The following is a 16,618-nucleotide window of genomic DNA, read 5'->3' as shown; positions in this document are numbered from 1 at the left end:
GCATGTTTTATGAAAGCCAGCGCGAGATTAGTCGGACAGAACGCCACCAGGCCGGGATCCGGGCAGACCTGGATCCCCACGCTTCTCCGGCCCATCCGGGTCATTGTGATCCATGCCGGCGCCGAACCTGGAGCCACCGGCGCCGGATGAACGGAAGGTTAATATTCCTCAGAAGTCCCAGTCCGATTCCTCGGTCGATTCCGCTCGCCCGATGACGTAGGACGAACCGGACCCCGAGAAGAAATCGTGCGTTTCGCTTGACTCCGGTGCAAGGGCTGCCAGCACATCGGGTTCTACGCCCGCGGATTCCGCCTCGAAACGTGCAGGGTACCCAAGGTTCATCAATGCTTTGTCCGCGTTGTAGTGGACGAAAGCCATCACCCCATCGATAATGTCGAATCCGGCATAGAGATCCGAGGAGTAGTCGAGTTCCATGCGAAGAAGTTCCTCGACGAAGGTTCCGGTGAAATCCTCCATCTCATTGCGCCGCTCGGGATGCGCATCGAGACCGCGCTGGTACTTGTATCCCGAGTAGTAGCCGTGAACCGCTTTGTCCCGGAGGATCAACCTGATCATGTCTGCGGTGTTCATCATCTGCCCGCGTGCGGAGAACCGTAACGGCAGGTAGAAACCCGCGTACAGGAGGAGTGAGCTCAACAGCGTGGCGGCGACCTTTCGTTTCAGTGGGTCATCGCCGTAGTAGTGCGCCATCACCGCGGTAGCACGGCGTTGCAGCAACGGGTTCTTCACCGCCCATTCATAGGCTTCATCGATTTCGGCGGTCGAACAGAGCGTGCTGAACACCGAAGAGTACGACCTCGCATGCACGGCCTGCATGAACGCGATGTTCGCGTAGACTGCCTGCTCATGCTCGGTACGGGCATCGGGGATCTGTGAGATTTCGCCGACGGTCGCCTGCACCGTGTCAAGGAGCGTCAATCCGGTGAATACCTTCACCGTGAGCTGACGGGTCACCTCATCCATGTTCCGCCACTGTCCGAGATCATTGGAGAGCGGCACCTTCTCCGGTAGCCAGAAGTTGGCGGTGAGGCGCTGCCAGATCTCGAGATCCTTCTCGTCGGAGAGCCGGTTCCAGTTGACCGGTCGCAGCGGGCGGTTCTCCCCCGGACGCCACTGGGGTGGGGTGAGTGATTCTGTCGTCGTCATTCGTTCCTCGCTTTCAGGGTTTCTTTGCCGTATCGGGGCACTGCGCGGAGACGTCAGCGCACAGGTCCCGGAAAAAGTCGATGAGTCCGGCCCTGACGCGCTCGACATCCCTTGTGGTTCCGAGGAGTTCGAAACGGTAGAGCTCGGGGACGCCGCATTTGGCGGCGATGATCGGGCCGGCGCAGCAGAAGGCTTCGCCGAAATTCGTGTTTCCGCTTGTGATCACGCCTCTGAGGAGTGCCCTGTTCCCCGGTTCGTTGAGAAAACGGATGACCTGCTTGGGAACAGCCCGGGCCCTGGACCCGCCTCCGTAGGTCGGGGTGATCAGAACATAGGGCGCGGTCGCCTCCACCTTCGGATCTGAGACCCGTAGCGGTAGTCTCTGGGCAGCGAACCCCAGCTTCTGCACAAAACGCTCGGTATTTCCGGAGACTGAGGAAAAATAGATGATGCAAGGCTCGGACATGACGAAAACGCACGAACTTTCATTTACGGCCCAACGAACTATACTGACGCCGGTAACCGTACCCGACGTTCCAAGGAGAACCAACCATGCCAGTCATCACCACTGAAATGCGCGAGATGCTGGGTACCCAGCTCCCCATCCTCGCGACCGTCACCGACCCCACCACCCCAAACATCGGCCCCAAGCGGTCCCTCCGCGTCCTCGACGACACTCATCTCATCTTCAACGAGAACACCGGTGGGCAGCATCAGGCGAATATCGTGGCGGGTTCACGCGTCGCCGTCGCGGTCATCGACCGCGAGGCTCTCGACGGATACCGGTTCATCGGCACCGCCGAACTAGTCGACGAAGGCCCCGCCTGGGACAATGCCATCGCTTTCGCCAAGGACAACGGCATGGGCACACCGAAGCACGCTGTGGTCATCACGATCGAGGAGATCTACTCACTGCGCTCGGGCGCCAAAGCGGGAACCCGGGTCGACGACAAATGAGTTCCGATGCACTCCCCGCAGGTGAAGGTCTCCGAACGTTCTTCCGCGGATGCGCCTCCGGTGTCTGGATCATCACCACGCTCGCTCCGGACGGTGCCCCCGTGGGGTTCACCGCTTCATCGGTCGCGTCAGTGTCGCTCGACCCGGCGACCCTGACGTTCTCACTGCAGGCCGGATCATCGTCCTGGCCTGCGGTTGAAGCTGCCGAGGAGGTTGCGATCCATGCACTCGGAGTCGGGGATGCAGCTCTTGCCCAACGCTTCTCGACGTCCGGTATCAACCGTTTCGAGGGCGTCGATCACCTTCCGGGACCAACCGGTCTACCGGTGATCCGGGGCCTCGGTGCGGTACTCAGAGCACGGATACTCACCACGATCCCGGTCGGTGACTCCCGGCTGGTACTCGCCCAATGCGTGGAAACCTACATCGCCGGCGACCGGCCACCACCGCTCATCCATTCAGCGCGGAGTTACTGGACCGCCGAACCGGTGCACGAGAGCGAACAGGACTAGTCTTCCCGTCCTTCATCCGGAGCGGACACCGGAACCACCCGGATGCTCGCCGCGACGTCCCTGGCGAGCGGCACATCGTGCCCCCGGTCGCCCGATTTCAGAAGCATGACACCGGAGGTCTCCCCTGCGTCGCTGACTGTGAACTCCGCCCCCGGTACGATCCCCAGACTCCCGAGATGCCGGAGAACCGCCGGATCCGCATCACGGATCCGGCTCATCTGTACGCACTCCCCGACCGAGCAATCCACGAGCGGACGGAATGAACGCTCCGGCAGAACACCGTCAGAGGCCGGAATCGGATCACCGTGCGGATCCCGCTCCGGGTGACCGAGCGCGGCGTCGATACGCTCCAACATCTTCTCCGAGATGGCATGCTCCAGCCGGTCGGCGTCCTCGTGCACTTCATCCCACTCGTAGCCGAGCATCTCGGCGAGAAACGTCTCCGCGAGCCGGTGCCTGCGGACCATCTGCAGGGCGAGCGCACGACCCTCATCGGTGAGTGTCACCGAACCATAAGGTGCGTGATCAACGAGCCCGGCCAACGTCAGGCGACGAATCTGATCCGACACCGACGACGGACGCAGATCCAGGTGCCGGGCCACCTCCGAAGGTGTCACAGCACCGCCCGTCCACTCGGACAACGTCCACAGACTCTTCAGGTAATTCTGCGCGCTGTCAGTCAGATCCTCAAGATTCATACCCACATCCCACCGCAATCCGTGAGGACGACAATTTCGCACTGGGCCAGCGCTCGTCCTCATCCAGGTTCCATTACCCCCGACCTTATCGTGCACCGGAGACTTCTGCAGCGCCGGTGAGACCGCCACCAAGAAAACGGGCGCACCCGTATGGGGATGCAGGTTCATCTTCACGCACGTACACTCGTCGACCATGAGCAACGAAGAATACAACCTGGACCGTGAAACCATCGTCGACAACCTGACCGTCTTCGCGGACGCCCGCGCCGACCGCGCGAAGAGCTTCGCCGGCGGCGACGCCAAGATCGATGACACCGACGTCCGCCAGTTCTTCACCGGCCTGTTCCAGGCCTTCGGGACCGACCCGGACCGCGTCACCACTAGCTTCGAGGACGCGGATCGCCTGTCCGAGGGGTCCGACAACCCCCTCGCCATCTACTGGCCCGGCGTCATCGCGGGTGTCATGAAGAAGCCCGGCTCCGACCTGGAGGACGCCATTCAAGGGGCCCTGCAGACTCTCGCCGCCCAGGCCGAGATGCCCGAGTATCTCCTCGTCACCGACTACGTGAACGTGGCCCTCATGAATCTCGCCGACGACTCCGAGACCACTAAGTTCCACGTCGGTGAGTTCCCGAAGCACGTCGACGAACTGATGAGCCTCGCCAAAAAAGAAATCGACCCCGAGGAAGAAGAGGACGAGTCCAAGTAGCACGGACCGTTTTCCCGCACGACCCCGACCGGACGCCCGTCCCGGCCGGGGTCTTCTTCGGTCAAGGGCTCATGTCCGAATTTTCTCACGGTAACTATTGAGTCCTGTCAGACAACTCGTACTAAAGTCTCAAGCGGTGTTTCCCGATGGGCACCACCCCGGAATCCCGGGTCAACGCGACCACCGCACGAACCTTGTCGACGGTGGCCCCGCCGCATCCCCGACCACCCCCGATAGATGGGTCCGCCACGTTGAGCTCCCCGAAGAACGAGTCCACAGCACTCGACACCCCCGACAACTCCGTCCACCCCGTCGACCAGATCCCGCCGGCCACCCAACTCTGGCCACTGTCCTTCCAGCATGTCCTGGCGATGTACGCCGGGGCCGTCGCGGTTCCGCTCGTTCTGGGTGGGGCGATGATCGAGGCCGGACGGATGCAACCGTCCGACCTGCCCTATCTGATCACCGCCGACCTCCTCGTCGCGGGTATCGCCACGATCCTCCAGTGCGTCGGCTTCCTGCGTCTCGGCGCACGCCTGCCGATCGTCCAGGGCTGCACCTTCACCGCCGTTCCCCCGATGATCGTCATCGGCGTCAACTACGGACCCGCCGCGATCTACGGTTCGGTTCTCGCCTGCGGCCTGTTCATGTTCCTCATGGCACCGGTGTTCGCGCGGATCCTCTGGATGTTCCCGCCACTGGTCACGGGAAGCGTCATCACCTGCGTCGGACTCTCCCTCATCCCCGTCGCCGCGAACAACATCTCCGGCGGCTACGGCGACGACGCGGGCAGCGTCGCCAACATCAGCCTCGGACTGTTCACCCTCCTCGTCGTCCTCATCATCGAACGCTTCGCACCCGTCGCAATCGCCCGGACCTCCGTCCTCATCGGACTCGCCGTCGGCACCATCGTCGCCGCATTCATGGGCAAGGTCGACCTCTCCGGCGTCGGGGAGGAAAACTGGGTCGGCGTCGCCACCCCCTTCCACTTCGGATTCCCCGAGTTCCCCGTCTCCGCGGTCATCGCCCTCGTCCTCGTCGGCCTGGTCACCCTCGTCGAAGCCACTGGCGACTTCCTCGCCGCCGGCGAGATCGTCGGGAAGAAGGCCACTCCCCGCCAGATCGCCGACGGCCTGCGTGCCGACGGATTCTCCACCATGCTCGGCGGCGTGTTCAACACCTTCCCGTACACCGCCTTCGCCCAGAACATCGGCCTGCTGGCCATGAGCCGGGTACGGTCCCGCTACGTCGTCGCCGGTGCAGGCGCCATCCTCGTGGTACTCGGCCTGCTGCCCAAACTCGGCGCAATCATCGCCGCTGTGCCGACCCCGGTTCTCGGCGGGGCCACCGCCGCACTCTTCGGCATGATCGCCGCCTCCGGAATCAAGACCCTGACCAAACTGGAGATGAACCAGAACTCCGTCCTGGTCATCGCGGTCTCACTGACGATGGGCCTGCTTCCGGTCATGCACCCGACCCTGTTCGAGCAGTTCCCCAACTGGTTCGGCACCGTGTTCAACTCCGGCATCACCACCGGAGCATTCACCGCGATCCTGCTCAACCTCCTCTTCTTCGGAACCAAACGAACCCCCGCCAACGCAGGCGTGGACCTCGACGAAGCAGAACTCGCGGGTATCGACGCCAACGTCTACAAAACAGGTACGGAACGCAGCTAATTCGCGCCCCGTACAACGGGCACGACCCCGCTCTCCGGCAGTTAGTGTCGTCGGAGGGTGGGGTCTTTTTCGGTTCAGGGCTGCGTCGGGGGGCCGGGCGACGATCTTTTACCGTGGGTTCCCCGCACCACTGCTCCGGATCGGGCTCCGGCAGGAATGTGATTCGGTCCGAGAGGTGGTCCGATCACACACGCGTCAGGCAACACCTTCCGGCGCCCCGGTTGAGGCTCCACCGACAGATAGGTGCGCACACAGCGACACCAACGGACTCCCCGATCTCTGAACTCCACCTGCCCAGACATCCTCCGTCCTTATCCGGAAAAGCTCCCCGGATTCCTGGACCGGCCCCGGCTCCTCCACGCTTCTTCCCGAGAGGTGACCATCATTCAGTCAGAACAACGCCGGGGAGACCCGAGGATGCAAACTGACTCGACCAGGAATCTGAAACTGACCGTCTGCGAATGAAGAACAGCCACAGGCCGGCGCCGGTATTCCAACCGAAGAACGAGCCCGGTGAACCCTGACGATTGTCGCGGTCAAAGGAGTATTCGCGGGAGAACCGGATCTCATCCAGGGCAGACAGTCGCGGCGATCAATGCATGCCATGTGCGAACCAGAGCGAATCTCCTCGCACTCGGCAACACGATCGACCCCATCAGACGGTATATACATGCGTTCACTATTCCGTCGCTGTCCACGCTGGGTATCGACTACCTGGGGAAAACCGGCACGCCGACAGCAGGCTGTCGAAGAAGTGGAATGCTCCGGACCGCTCCGCCACCGAGTGCCTTCCCATTCCGCTTCCCCGATCGGAGCTTGAGAGATCTCCGTATCGGAGGCTGTCTCGTATCCCCCCAACGGTGCGCGAAACCGTATCTTGAGTCTTTGTGACCAGATCCCCCCCCCGTCAGGCGCACACGATGTTCCCTCTCACCTTTCAAAAACACCGCACCAATCGCGGAACCCGAACCAAACACAGGCGTACCAATTCACGGTCTCACCGTTGCAACTCATCTGACACCGCGCAGAACCTGGATGGAGCCACCCCAGGAATTTCTGCGTGGCATTGAACACAGCGGTGGGCGGCGACTTTGTTGAGGCCGATCTATAGGATTGTCCTAGGTCGCAAAGGTTCTGGCGGGAACTCCAGGGACTCTGACCCCTCCCACAGTACGGGACCATCTGCCCTCGACAGGAGACGCCGATCCGGAATGAAATCAAAGATCACCCTAACCGAAAGTCTCGAGCCTTTTGAGCCACATTGATATGACGCCCGAACGGATTACCTGTTCAAACTCCGCCCCTCCTGTCAAATGACTGACATTCAACATCAAACAGATGACAGCAAGTATCTCTTCTTCACCCGAATTCGCAACAATCTCGCTGGAGTAATAGTCATACAGTCGCTTCGGGTGAATCACTTCACGCGGATCTTGAACCACGAGATTCAGTTGCAACATTTTTCCAGAGAATTGTTCCAATAAGGCGGAAAAGTCCTCTTCTCGCGCAGAGTTGTTGCCAACCTCTTCAAATCTAGGCAAAAACACCAGAAGCTCCCGAAACCGGTTGTGGTCCTTGTGCTTGTTCTCGACCTCATCCTTCAAGGAGCGCAACGAAAAGACCAGATCATCCTGATCTAGATCGAGGTGTTCAAACAGGCTCCGTAAAAAGCTGATCTTCGATTCCGTATTAGAACCAGGTGGAATGCAGAGTTCGTCCGAAACCCGAATAAAATCGATACCACGATCATTCGTTACAATATCTTCTGGCGACTGCAGGCGCCTGAGATAGAGTGACTTCTCTGAAAACTCCAATAGCTTGGTTCGATGATCCCGCACAAGAGTCCCCAGGACTCGGATCAACATTTCCTGCCAACTGGAAACGACGATCATTGATGAACCCAGGTCATAACCAACGATTGATCGACCGGTGAAGTTAATGTCCGATGACAGAGCTTCGGTTTCCAGAGAATTTTCACGCGGTTCGAATTTGGTTTCAGGATACGCCCAATAGGAAATAGCGAGCTCTTCGAGGATCTTTGCGCGAGATATCAACTCGGGAAGCCCCAAGATTCCTGCTCCTTAACCATTGCATTGAGCCTGTACGGACTACTGACAAAACCTTCGGGAGCTTCTTTCTTTTCCCGGAATGAACGATTGGAGTATTCGGAGTTGTATCCCGTAACCGTTAGGTTGGCTATACGGTGAACCCACTCCGCATGAATCTTTTCACAATCTTCTCCGAGCTCACTTCTCCATTTTTCCGTGAGAGTTTGTGGAATTATGTGCTCAATCGAGATATCACCTCGCTTCAACGCATTAGAAATATCTCGAACGTCTTTCGATTTGCCGTTCTCAAGACAGTCGAAGAGATACTGACGGTAACTTGGGCGCATTCGGTAGGAGTTTCTTTGCGTGAACTCTCTACGAAACTCTTGGTCACCCGGAAAACGACCTCCTCCACCCCTGCGGAGTAACAAGTAGGTGAGTATCTCCGAGTATGGTTCATCATTTTTACGTAGTTTAACTAAATCGGCATACGCGGTCGAAAATATCTTATTGAGCGAATTTGCAGCGATGGAGCAGGTTATTCTTCTATACAGGTAGCTCTCCAATATCTTGACCACTTGCAGAAAATCTTCGCCTGTTGTTACCTGCCTGCGAACATCCCGCAACAGAGGCATCAGGAGGGGAAGTACGACATCACCCTTAATATCATTAAACCTGCGAAGAACCGTATCGACTGCAACAATACCGGTTTCGGCATTTTCTATCTGTCGGCAAATGATAGAATACTCCAGCAGGCTTTCCAGAACCTCCGAAATATCTTGTTTATCTCGAAGGATGTATTCTTTAAAATCTTCATATACTGCATTTTTGTTCGGTGTGCGTCCAGTTTCTACCACGAGCCACCAGCGGATGAACCAGTCAGTATTATAGTCCACAGCCTTCTCCATCGGATTCCAGTACCGATCGTAGAGCTTGGCTTGCGTCACCGTGCCCTGCCCCATTAATACTAGATTTCGGATTTTATCGGCCTCGCTCAATGCGAGACCGGTGGAATTCAGGGACTCAAAAATTCTCTGAGGATTATCGTGAGCTTCCAAATCGAGTTGCATGACCTCTAGGCGCTGGATTGCTTTCCAAACATCATCCGCTGTCAAAGACAGGTATGGTCGAGCCTTTCCATGAAGTACAGATAATTGCTGATCACATTTGACGAACTGCTTCTACTCCCCCCTTCAACAAATAGCTGTTCATACGCGGAGAAATCATCTTTAACTGGTTTCAATTTGAGCTTGATGGTTTCGTTGTCGTCTCGCAGCAGTAGGTAGGATTCTTTGATGTTTTTCGACAGGGAACCGTCGCTACATTCGATTGCACCCTGCTCAATAGCGTGGACCAGTGCGACCATCAGGAGACTGACAGTGGTCAGCCGTTGCTGCCCATCGATGACCACCCATTTCCAAGAAGACTCGGAGACTCCAACTACGGCGCCGAAAAAGTGCTTCGGTCGTCCCTCGTCGATTATGTTTTCAAGGTCGTCAAATAAACGTCTGCACTGCTTGACGGTCCAGTCGTAGTTTCTCTGGTAAACCGGTATTATTATTTCTTTATTTGCCCCATCGTAAACTTTCCATACTTCTTGCATGCTCCCTTTCATTTTCCGCCCCCTTTCGGATCTAAAAAAGCAGTTTAGTTCGGGTAGTCTGTGGGCTGTAAATTCGTGCCATCGGGATCAAAATACTGCGATTCTGGAACATTATTCTATACTAATGAAAAAGAGGATGTTCCCGCCCAGCATGCTGGGCGGGAACATCCTCTTTTGTGGAGCTGCCGGGAATTGAACCCGGGTCCTCCGTAATCGCGCCAGGGCTTCTCCGTGCGCAGTTCGCGCCTGATCTCTGCTCGGCCCTCCGGCTCGGACGAACTCGTTCCGGATGATGGGCCCAGTCAGCGGTGAGAGTCCCGGACGGCCCCGCTGACGCGGCCGGACGGCAAGTCCCTTGATCGATGCCGGCTACCAGGTCAGGGACGAACCTGGGCCGACAGACACGCGGTCGCTGGTATTAGGCAGCGAGGGCGTAGTCGCGCTGAGTGTTCTCGGCGCTTATGAGGTTGCTACGACGCTTACGGTGGTCTCTAGCCTGCACCGGCACGCTTCCCCTGGCTTGATGCACGAAGTCGAAACCATATCAGCCCCTTGCATCCTGCGGTGTCTCCTCGGTTTCCCTCGGGTGGCCGCAGTCCTGTGGTGGGTCGTACGTTGACCACAGGAGCACTTACTTTACGCTGCGGGGCGCTGACCTGCAAGCGGGTTCATCGCTCATCTGGTTCATCCGGTTCCGACGGTGGTTCGGGGGTCTCCCCCTCGTCGAGGTCGTCCCGTCGCTCGTTCGGTTCCCCGGGTTTTTCTGTCCCGGGGCTTCTCCCGGTTCCGGTCTGCTTCCACTGCTCGCGGATTTTTCGGGATTTTCTGCCGTTGCGCAGCGATACGATCCCGACGATGAGTCCGATGACGATGGGCAACCATACTCTGGGGTGGTCGAGCAGCCATTCCAACCATCCGGGTATCTCGTAGTCGGGCCACGGGATCTTCGGGAGGTTGATGTCGGGCCAGGGGATGGCTGGAAACCTGATTATGGGCCAGGGGATGGAGGGGAGGTTGATGTCGGGCCAGGGGATGTCGACGTCGGGTAGCCGCTCGATGATCCAGTCGATGATCGTCCCGATGATGCGGCCGATCAGCGGCAGCAGTACCAGGGCAATGATTGCCCAGCCTGCTTTACCGAGGCCTGCCCCCAGTGGGTAGAGCAATCGTTTCCAGGGGGTTTCCTCCATCTGCCGGTATCGGTCTTCGGCGTGTGATCCGGGGGGTGGGGTGAATTCGATGATCTCGCCGCCCTTGCGGAACAGAACGGAGCGGATTTCGTGGAGGGCGTTTCTGTCGATTTTCAGGCAGGGCGCGCTCTTGTTCTTCGCTGCCCGGCTGTAGGTTCCGGAGGGTATCCGTTCGTCGATCCGTACCGTGATGGTCTGGGCCACGGGGAGTCGGCCCCGGATGGCGCCGTCGACGGTGATGAGGACGCCGGTGGTCACGGCGTCCCGTGCCCGGATCACCGCCGCGTCAATTTTGTCGCTGCGGGTTTTCAGCAGTGGTGTCCTTCTCGCGGTGTCGGCGGCGCCGTTGAGGAAGGAGGACATTGTCGTGGCGCCGAAGATGGCGCTCTCCGCCCAGTCGGCTTCCTTCTTCGCGTGTTTGTCCACGCTTCCGCCGGCTTCTTCCACCCCCTCAACATCCTCCTTGGACATCGGCCAGCGGGGGTCGAGTTCACGCAGTTCCCCGGGGCTGCCGAGGGTGAGTTCAATTCGGCCGATCTCGGGGTGGTCGAGGTGCCAGTGTTCCACTGCCGGGGGACTCCTTATGGGGTGGCGAACGCGTCGTTCCGCCAATTATAGGTAGCCCGAAACGACGGGGATGTGCGCCCCGAAACGGTTCCTATCCCCTGATCCCCTTGATGCGGCGGCCGAGCTCCCGGGTGATCTCCCGTTCTTCGGTGCGACGCTTGATGTCCTGGCGTTTATCGTAGTCCTGCTTGCCCTCGGCGAGTCCGAGCTCGACCTTCAGGCGTCCGCCGACGAAGTACAGCTTGAGGGGCACCAGCGTGCGGCGGCCGTCGCGGACCTTGCCCATGAGGGAGTCGATCTCGTTGCGGTGCAGCAGGAGCTTGCGGGTGCGGCGTGGGGTGTGGTTCGTCCAGGAGCCGCGGGAGTAGACGGGGATGTTGAGGTTGTGCAGCCACACCTCCCCGTTATCGATCATGGCGAAGGAGTCGACGAGGTTGGCCTTGCCCTCGCGCAGTGCCTTGATCTCGGTGCCGACGAGCACGATGCCGCACTCGTAGGTGTCGAGGATCTTGTAGTCGTGGCGAGCTTTCCGGTTGGTCGCGATCACCGGGTTCTCGTTCGCCTTTTTCTTCTTCTTTGCCATAACCCGTCCGATGTTACCGCACCTGTCGCGTGCCGACGCCCACCTCACTCTCCGCTGTTGCGGGAGGGGCGGGCGTCGGGTGGTACAGGGGGTTATTTGCGGACGTACAGGCGGAGGGTGACCTGCGCGGTGATCGCCGCGAACACGACGCCGACGAGGGCGACGACGGGCGCGATGACCCAGATGTCGCCGGTGGTGACGGGCGCGATGAGCTGGGAATCGTAGAGGCCTTTGAGCGCCTTGTCGACGACGAAGTTCTTGCCGGCGATGAGGCCGAGAACCGCGAGCACCGAACCAAGTAGCGTAGCGATGACGGCCTCCAGGACGAAGGGGGCCTGGGTGAACCAGCGGGAGGCACCGACCATGCGCATGATGGAAATTTCCTCGCGGCGGCTGAAGGCGGCGATCTGCACCATGTTCGCGATGAGGAAGATAGCGGCCAGCGCCTGGATGGCGGCGACGAGGAAGGTGGCGTTACGCACGGCGTCAAGGTTATCGGTCGCGGAGCGAAGATCGTCGATCTGGTCGATGACGGTGTCCACCTGGGGCAGATCCCGCACGGGGTCGAGCGGAGAAGTATCGAGGGGGTCCTCGAGCCTGACATGAACCGCGGCGGGAAGCGCGTCCGGGGACGTTGCCTCGACGAGCGCGGGATCGGTGTCCTTGAACACTTCGACGAAGTGCTCGTAGGACTGTTTACGGCTGCGGAAGGTGACGGACTCGACGCCGTCGGAGCCGTCGAGGGCGGTGAGTACCTCGCGGCATGGTTCGGTTGAGCAGTCGGTGTCGTTGGCGGAGATGTCCTCGTCGAGTTGGATCATCACCTCGACGCGGTCGAGGTAGATGTCCTTGGTGCGTTCGGTCATCCCGGTGACCAGGAATCCGGTGGCGAGCAGTGCCAGGGAGATGGCCGTGGTGATGATCAGGGCGATGGTCATGGTGAGGTTTCGTCCCAGCCCCTGGAACGCCTCGCGGGCGACGAATCGGTATCGCATGCTTTTTCTGATTCTCCTAGAGAGGTGACCGGGGTGGGTTAGTGACCGACGCCGTAGACGCCGTGGGCGTCATCGCGGACGAGCCTGCCGAGGTGCAGTTCGATGACTCGGCGGCGCATCTGGTCGACAGCCTGGGCGTTGTGCGTGGACATCACGACGGTGGTGCCGGTGCGGTTGATGCGGTTGAGCAGCAGCATGATGTCGTTGGAGGTTTCGGGGTCCAGGTTGCCGGTCGGCTCGTCGGCCAGTAGCACCAGGGGCCGGTTGACGAAGGCCCTTGCGATGGCGACGCGCTGCTGCTCGCCACCGGAGAGCTCGGCGGGGAATCGGGTGCCCTTGGCCTCCAGTCCGACGAGTTCGAGGGTTTCGGGGACGAGCTTCTCGATGACGCTGCGTTTCTTGCCGATCACCTCGAGCGCGAACGCTACGTTGTCGTAGACGTTCTTCTTGGACAGCAGGCGGAAGTCCTGGAACACGTAGCCGACCCGCTGCCGTAGCTTGTTGACCTGCGCACCACGGAGTTTGTTCACATGGAAGTCACCGACACGGACGTCCCCGGAGGTGACGTTCTCTTCGCGGAGCATCAACTGCAGGAATGTCGATTTGCCGGATCCGGAGGGCCCGATGAGGAAGACGAACTCGCCTTTGTCGATGTGCACGGAGATGTTGTCCAGTGCGGGCCGGGTCGAGGTTTTGTACGTCTTTGTTACCTGGTCGAAGGTGATCACACCCGTCACCTTAGTTCATTGGCGCCACTGGCGAAACTTTGGACACTTCCTGATCTGCACCTGTGCCGCTACTGTGACCTGCGGTTTTCTTCATCAAGGTGGTGCAAGTGACAGGCCAGGCCCCATGCGCCACACAGACCGCATTCCCGTACGAGACGGTGGTGGGGGGAACCACGACCGCTACCATCGTCCCAAAGGTCGCACCTCGGTAAGGTACGCCGCTGACCGGGTACTACATTCATCGCCCCCACCATCTGCCCCGACCCCCGTGGTCCCCGAACCGACACCAGGAGTCGTGAGAAGACATGACCGACAGCAAGAACGCCGCCACCCGTGCCCCGGCCACAACCCCAGACACAGGCACGGGCACGGCGAACAGAGAGAAAAAACGAGATCAGGCGGGTGGTTTCCTCGGACTCGTCGAACGCCTGGGGAACATGCTTCCCGATCCCTTCTGGCTCTTCGTCATCCTCTCCGGTCTGGTCCTCGTCTCCAGCTTCATCGGCGAGAAGATCGGCATGACCGCCACGAACCCCTCCACCGGCGAGGAGGTGCGGGTTACGAACCTGCTCTCCACGGACGGACTCCAGCGGATGATCAATGAGGCCGTCCCCAACTTCACCTCATTTCCGCCGCTGGGACTGATCATCATCGTCATGCTCGGTGTCGCCGTCGCCGAATACTCGGGCCTGATCGGCGCCGCCATCCGGGGAGCGATCGGGCGCGTCGGCCCGACGATGCTGACTTTCGTCGTCGCGCTGGCCGGTGTCACCGGTTCCATCGCATCCGACGCCGTGTACGTCATCCTCATTCCCATCGGAGCCACCGCCTTCCGACATGTCGGCCGCTCCCCCATCGTCGGCGCGATGGTGGCCTTCGCCGCAAGCTCCGCAGGGTTCAACTCTTCGCTGATCCTGAACATCACCGATGTCCTCCTCGCCGGACTCTCGACGTCCGCGGCGCAGATCGTCGAACCCGGCTACGAGGTCTCTCCGTTGGCGAACTACTTCTTCGTCGTCCCCTCATCCATCATTCTGGCTCTCATCATCACCGCCGTCACCGAATTCTTCGTCCGACACAAGGCCCGTGAGCTCATCGACCATGACCAGGTCAACTACGAGGCCGCCAGCTTCGGGGAGACCCCGCCCAACGCCGCCGATGACGCAGGTGACGCGGAGAAGGATGAGACCCAGCTCGAACTGCACGACGTCGAGAAGCGTGGACTCATTCAGGTCGCCGTGTGGTCGCTGGTTCTGCTCGCCGGTTACTTCGCCGCGATGTTCATTCCCGGTTCCCCGCTCCAGGGCGAGGATGGCTCCGTCATGGAGTCCCCACTGATCCGCTCCATCGCCGTCGCCATCGCCGTGTACTTCTTCATCGTCGGGATCATCTACGGTCGCGCCACAGGAACAATCACCGAAGCTGCGGACGTCCCCGAGTTCATGGCCAAAGGCATCAGAACACTCGTCCCCATGATGGTGTTGTTCTTCGCAGTCGCCCAGTTCCTCGCCTACTTCACCTGGTCCAACCTCGGGGTCTGGTCCGCCATCCACGGCGCGGAGCTACTCTCCCGGGCGGACCTGCCGAACCCCGTCCTCTTCGCACTGTTCGTGCTCCTCGTCGCTGTCCTGAACCTGATGGTGACCTCCGGGTCCGCACAGTGGGCGCTGATGAGTCCCGTCGTCGTACCGATGATGATGTACGTCGGTGTCTCCCCCGAGGTCAGCCAGATGCTCTTCCGCATCGGTGACTCCCCCACCAACATCATCACGCCGATGAGCCCCTATTTCGCTCTCGCCCTGACCTTCCTGCAGCGCTACTACAAGCGGGCCGGCATCGGGACACTCATGTCCCTCACGCTCCCCTACTCCATCGCGATGCTCGTCGGCTGGTTCCTCTTCTTCCTCCTCTGGTACATCCTCGGACTACCACTCGGCCCAGGGGTACCGGTGCGCTGACTCTCACGGCACCCGGATCACACGACAAACGGCCCTTCCCGATCACCACGGGAAGGGCCGTTCACATACTCAGTGCCGAAGCAGGCCCCGGCGGGTACGGCGGATCAGTTCTTGTTCTGCTGCTCCGACATCCGCCAGCGGATGCCCGCCTCCAGGAATCCGTCGATCTCGCCGTCGAGAACCTTCGACGGGTCATTGACCTCGAAGTTGGTGCGCAGATCCTTGACCATCTGGTAGGGGTGCAGCACATAGGAGCGCATCTGATTGCCCCACGAGTTCGACCCGTCCCCCTTCAGGGCGTCGAGCTCGGCGCGTTCCTCCTGGCGCTTGCGTTCCAGCAGTTTGGCCTGAAGAACCCGCATGGCCGACGCCTTGTTCTGGATCTGGGACTTCTCATTCTGGCAGGTGACCACGATGCCGGTGGGTTCGTGGGTGAGCCGGACCGCGGAGTCGGTCGTGTTGACGGACTGTCCGCCGGGGCCGGAGGAACGGTAGACGTCGACGCGGATCTCGTTGTCGGGAATCTCGATGTGGTCGGTGGTCTCCACGACGGGCAGGACCTCGACCTCTGCGAAGGATGTCTGGCGGCGGCCCTGGTTGTCGAACGGGCTGATCCGCACGAGGCGGTGGGTGCCCTGCTCCACGGACAGCGTGCCGTAGGTGTAGTCGCCGTGGACGACGAAGGTGGCGGACTTGATGCCGGCTTCCTCCGCGTAGGAGATGTCGTAGATGTCGACCCTGTGCCCGGTCTTCTCCGCCCAGCGGGTGTACATCCGCATGAGCATTTCCGCCCAGTCAGCGGCGTCCACGCCGCCGGCGGCGGAACGGATATTGATGACGGCCTCACGGGCGTCATACTCGCCGGAGAGCATGGTCTTGACCTCGTAGGCCTCAATGTCCGCGCGCAGATCACGGCGTTCCTCGTCGACGAGTTCGGTGGACTCATCCTCCTCCTCGGCGAGCTGGTACATCACCGGAAGGTCCTCGAGCCGCTGCCGGAGTTCCCCGACTTTGCGCAGCTCGGCCTGCATGTGGGAGAGCTTCGAGGTGACCTGCTGGGCGTGCTCGGGATCATCCCACAGCGTCGGGTCGGAGGCCTGCGCCTCGAGCTCACGGACGCGGTCGGCCATCGCCTCCGGATCCATCACCTTCTCGATGGTCGTCAGCGTGGCGTCGAGTTCATTGAGGTCTGCGATTACATCAGGTTGCACAGTGGTTAACACTACC

General features: G+C 60.2%; 16 protein-coding genes and 1 other RNA gene. 5 read left to right on the top strand and 12 right to left on the bottom strand.

The features are described 5' to 3' along the window. Positions 1 to 168: 168 nt before the first annotated feature. A complete protein-coding gene (nrdF, locus tag QWU43_RS08715) occupies positions 169 to 1,167 on the bottom strand; it encodes a class 1b ribonucleoside-diphosphate reductase subunit beta (RefSeq protein ID WP_370914314.1) in 999 nt (332 codons plus the stop codon). Positions 1,168 to 1,180: 13 nt separating this feature from the next. Then, positions 1,181 to 1,633 carry a class Ib ribonucleoside-diphosphate reductase assembly flavoprotein NrdI gene (gene nrdI, locus QWU43_RS08710; protein WP_370914315.1) on the bottom strand — a complete coding sequence of 151 codons (453 nt, stop codon included), beginning with the start codon at positions 1,631 to 1,633 and terminating at the stop codon, positions 1,181 to 1,183. 86 nt (positions 1,634 to 1,719) lie between these two features. Between nrdI and QWU43_RS08705 the strand changes: the two genes are divergently transcribed. Both QWU43_RS08705 and QWU43_RS08700 read left to right on the top strand, forming a co-directional pair. Continuing rightward, positions 1,720 to 2,124 (top strand): pyridoxamine 5'-phosphate oxidase family protein, encoded by a 405-nt coding sequence (locus QWU43_RS08705; RefSeq protein ID WP_370917624.1) that lies wholly within the window; start codon positions 1,720 to 1,722, stop codon positions 2,122 to 2,124. After that, positions 2,121 to 2,636, top strand: a complete 516-nt coding sequence (locus tag QWU43_RS08700; RefSeq protein WP_370917623.1) for a flavin reductase family protein — start codon at positions 2,121 to 2,123, stop codon at positions 2,634 to 2,636. The genes QWU43_RS08705 and QWU43_RS08700 overlap by 4 nt, the downstream gene beginning before the upstream one ends. On the opposite strand, the gene QWU43_RS08695 is transcribed toward QWU43_RS08700, so the two are convergent. Beyond that, a complete protein-coding gene (locus tag QWU43_RS08695; RefSeq protein WP_370914318.1) occupies positions 2,633 to 3,334 on the bottom strand; it encodes a metal-dependent transcriptional regulator in 702 nt (233 codons plus the stop codon). The genes QWU43_RS08700 and QWU43_RS08695 overlap by 4 nt on opposite strands. A gap of 193 nt (positions 3,335 to 3,527) precedes the next feature. Here QWU43_RS08695 and QWU43_RS08690 point away from each other — a divergent pair, with 193 nt between their 5' ends. Then, the gene (locus tag QWU43_RS08690) at positions 3,528 to 4,043 is read left to right on the top strand and encodes a type IIL restriction-modification enzyme MmeI (RefSeq protein WP_370917622.1); all 516 of its coding nucleotides are present in this window, start codon (positions 3,528 to 3,530) and stop codon (positions 4,041 to 4,043) included. A gap of 146 nt (positions 4,044 to 4,189) precedes the next feature. Next, entirely contained in the window at positions 4,190 to 5,719 is a 1,530-nt protein-coding gene (locus QWU43_RS08685; protein WP_370917621.1) for a nucleobase:cation symporter-2 family protein, read from the top strand. A gap of 1,229 nt (positions 5,720 to 6,948) precedes the next feature. Here QWU43_RS08685 and QWU43_RS08680 read toward each other — a convergent pair. The 8 genes from QWU43_RS08680 to ftsE form a co-directional block, all read right to left on the bottom strand. Beyond that, a complete protein-coding gene (locus QWU43_RS08680) occupies positions 6,949 to 7,788 on the bottom strand; it encodes a hypothetical protein (RefSeq protein ID WP_370917620.1) in 840 nt (279 codons plus the stop codon). Continuing rightward, a complete protein-coding gene (locus tag QWU43_RS08675) occupies positions 7,770 to 8,882 on the bottom strand; it encodes an HNH endonuclease family protein (RefSeq protein WP_370917619.1) in 1,113 nt (370 codons plus the stop codon). The genes QWU43_RS08680 and QWU43_RS08675 overlap by 19 nt, the downstream gene beginning before the upstream one ends. Further along, on the bottom strand, positions 8,879 to 9,382 hold the full coding sequence (locus tag QWU43_RS08670) for a DUF262 domain-containing protein (RefSeq protein ID WP_370917618.1): 504 nt from the start codon (positions 9,380 to 9,382) through the stop codon (positions 8,879 to 8,881). Before QWU43_RS08670 ends, QWU43_RS08675 begins: the two co-directional genes overlap by 4 nt. A 162-nt stretch (positions 9,383 to 9,544) precedes the next feature. Next, positions 9,545 to 9,922: a transfer-messenger RNA gene (ssrA, locus tag QWU43_RS08665) on the bottom strand. 116 nt (positions 9,923 to 10,038) lie between these two features. Then, positions 10,039 to 11,127 carry a hypothetical protein gene (locus QWU43_RS08660; RefSeq protein WP_370917617.1) on the bottom strand — a complete coding sequence of 363 codons (1,089 nt, stop codon included), beginning with the start codon at positions 11,125 to 11,127 and terminating at the stop codon, positions 10,039 to 10,041. A 91-nt stretch (positions 11,128 to 11,218) separates the two neighbouring features. Continuing rightward, positions 11,219 to 11,710, bottom strand: a complete 492-nt coding sequence (gene smpB / locus QWU43_RS08655) for an SsrA-binding protein SmpB (protein WP_370917616.1) — start codon at positions 11,708 to 11,710, stop codon at positions 11,219 to 11,221. 92 nt (positions 11,711 to 11,802) lie between these two features. After that, positions 11,803 to 12,705, bottom strand: a complete 903-nt coding sequence (gene ftsX, locus QWU43_RS08650) for a permease-like cell division protein FtsX (RefSeq protein ID WP_370917615.1) — start codon at positions 12,703 to 12,705, stop codon at positions 11,803 to 11,805. A 38-nt stretch (positions 12,706 to 12,743) separates the two neighbouring features. Then, on the bottom strand, positions 12,744 to 13,433 hold the full coding sequence (ftsE, locus tag QWU43_RS08645; protein WP_370914325.1) for a cell division ATP-binding protein FtsE: 690 nt from the start codon (positions 13,431 to 13,433) through the stop codon (positions 12,744 to 12,746). 305 nt (positions 13,434 to 13,738) lie between these two features. Between ftsE and QWU43_RS08640 the strand changes: the two genes are divergently transcribed. Then, positions 13,739 to 15,391 (top strand): AbgT family transporter, encoded by a 1,653-nt coding sequence (locus QWU43_RS08640; RefSeq protein ID WP_370917614.1) that lies wholly within the window; start codon positions 13,739 to 13,741, stop codon positions 15,389 to 15,391. Between the two features lie 104 nt (positions 15,392 to 15,495). On the opposite strand, the gene prfB is transcribed toward QWU43_RS08640, so the two are convergent. After that, entirely contained in the window at positions 15,496 to 16,602 is a 1,107-nt protein-coding gene (gene prfB / locus QWU43_RS08635) for a peptide chain release factor 2 (RefSeq protein WP_370917613.1), read from the bottom strand. Positions 16,603 to 16,618: the final 16 nt, after the last annotated feature.

The organism is Corynebacterium sp. CCM 9204 (genome assembly GCF_041357695.1).
In the GTDB taxonomy this organism is placed as follows: domain Bacteria; phylum Actinomycetota; class Actinomycetes; order Mycobacteriales; family Mycobacteriaceae; genus Corynebacterium.
This window is presented reverse-complemented; position numbering and strand designations above follow the sequence as displayed.

Coding starts and splice junctions, on each gene's coding strand:
- nrdI (WP_370914315.1), bottom strand. CDS start 1,633: ATGTCCGAGCCTTGCATCATCTATTTTTCCTCAGTCTCCGGAAATACC.
- nrdF (WP_370914314.1), bottom strand. CDS start 1,167: ATGACGACGACAGAATCACTCACCCCACCCCAGTGGCGTCCGGGGGAG.
- QWU43_RS08700 (WP_370917623.1), top strand. CDS start 2,121: ATGAGTTCCGATGCACTCCCCGCAGGTGAAGGTCTCCGAACGTTCTTC.
- QWU43_RS08685 (WP_370917621.1), top strand. CDS start 4,190: ATGGGCACCACCCCGGAATCCCGGGTCAACGCGACCACCGCACGAACC.
- QWU43_RS08670 (WP_370917618.1), bottom strand. CDS start 9,382: ATGAAAGGGAGCATGCAAGAAGTATGGAAAGTTTACGATGGGGCAAAT.
- ftsX (WP_370917615.1), bottom strand. CDS start 12,705: ATGCGATACCGATTCGTCGCCCGCGAGGCGTTCCAGGGGCTGGGACGA.
- QWU43_RS08705 (WP_370917624.1), top strand. CDS start 1,720: ATGCCAGTCATCACCACTGAAATGCGCGAGATGCTGGGTACCCAGCTC.
- QWU43_RS08690 (WP_370917622.1), top strand. CDS start 3,528: ATGAGCAACGAAGAATACAACCTGGACCGTGAAACCATCGTCGACAAC.
- smpB (WP_370917616.1), bottom strand. CDS start 11,710: ATGGCAAAGAAGAAGAAAAAGGCGAACGAGAACCCGGTGATCGCGACC.
- QWU43_RS08640 (WP_370917614.1), top strand. CDS start 13,739: ATGACCGACAGCAAGAACGCCGCCACCCGTGCCCCGGCCACAACCCCA.
- QWU43_RS08695 (WP_370914318.1), bottom strand. CDS start 3,334: ATGAATCTTGAGGATCTGACTGACAGCGCGCAGAATTACCTGAAGAGT.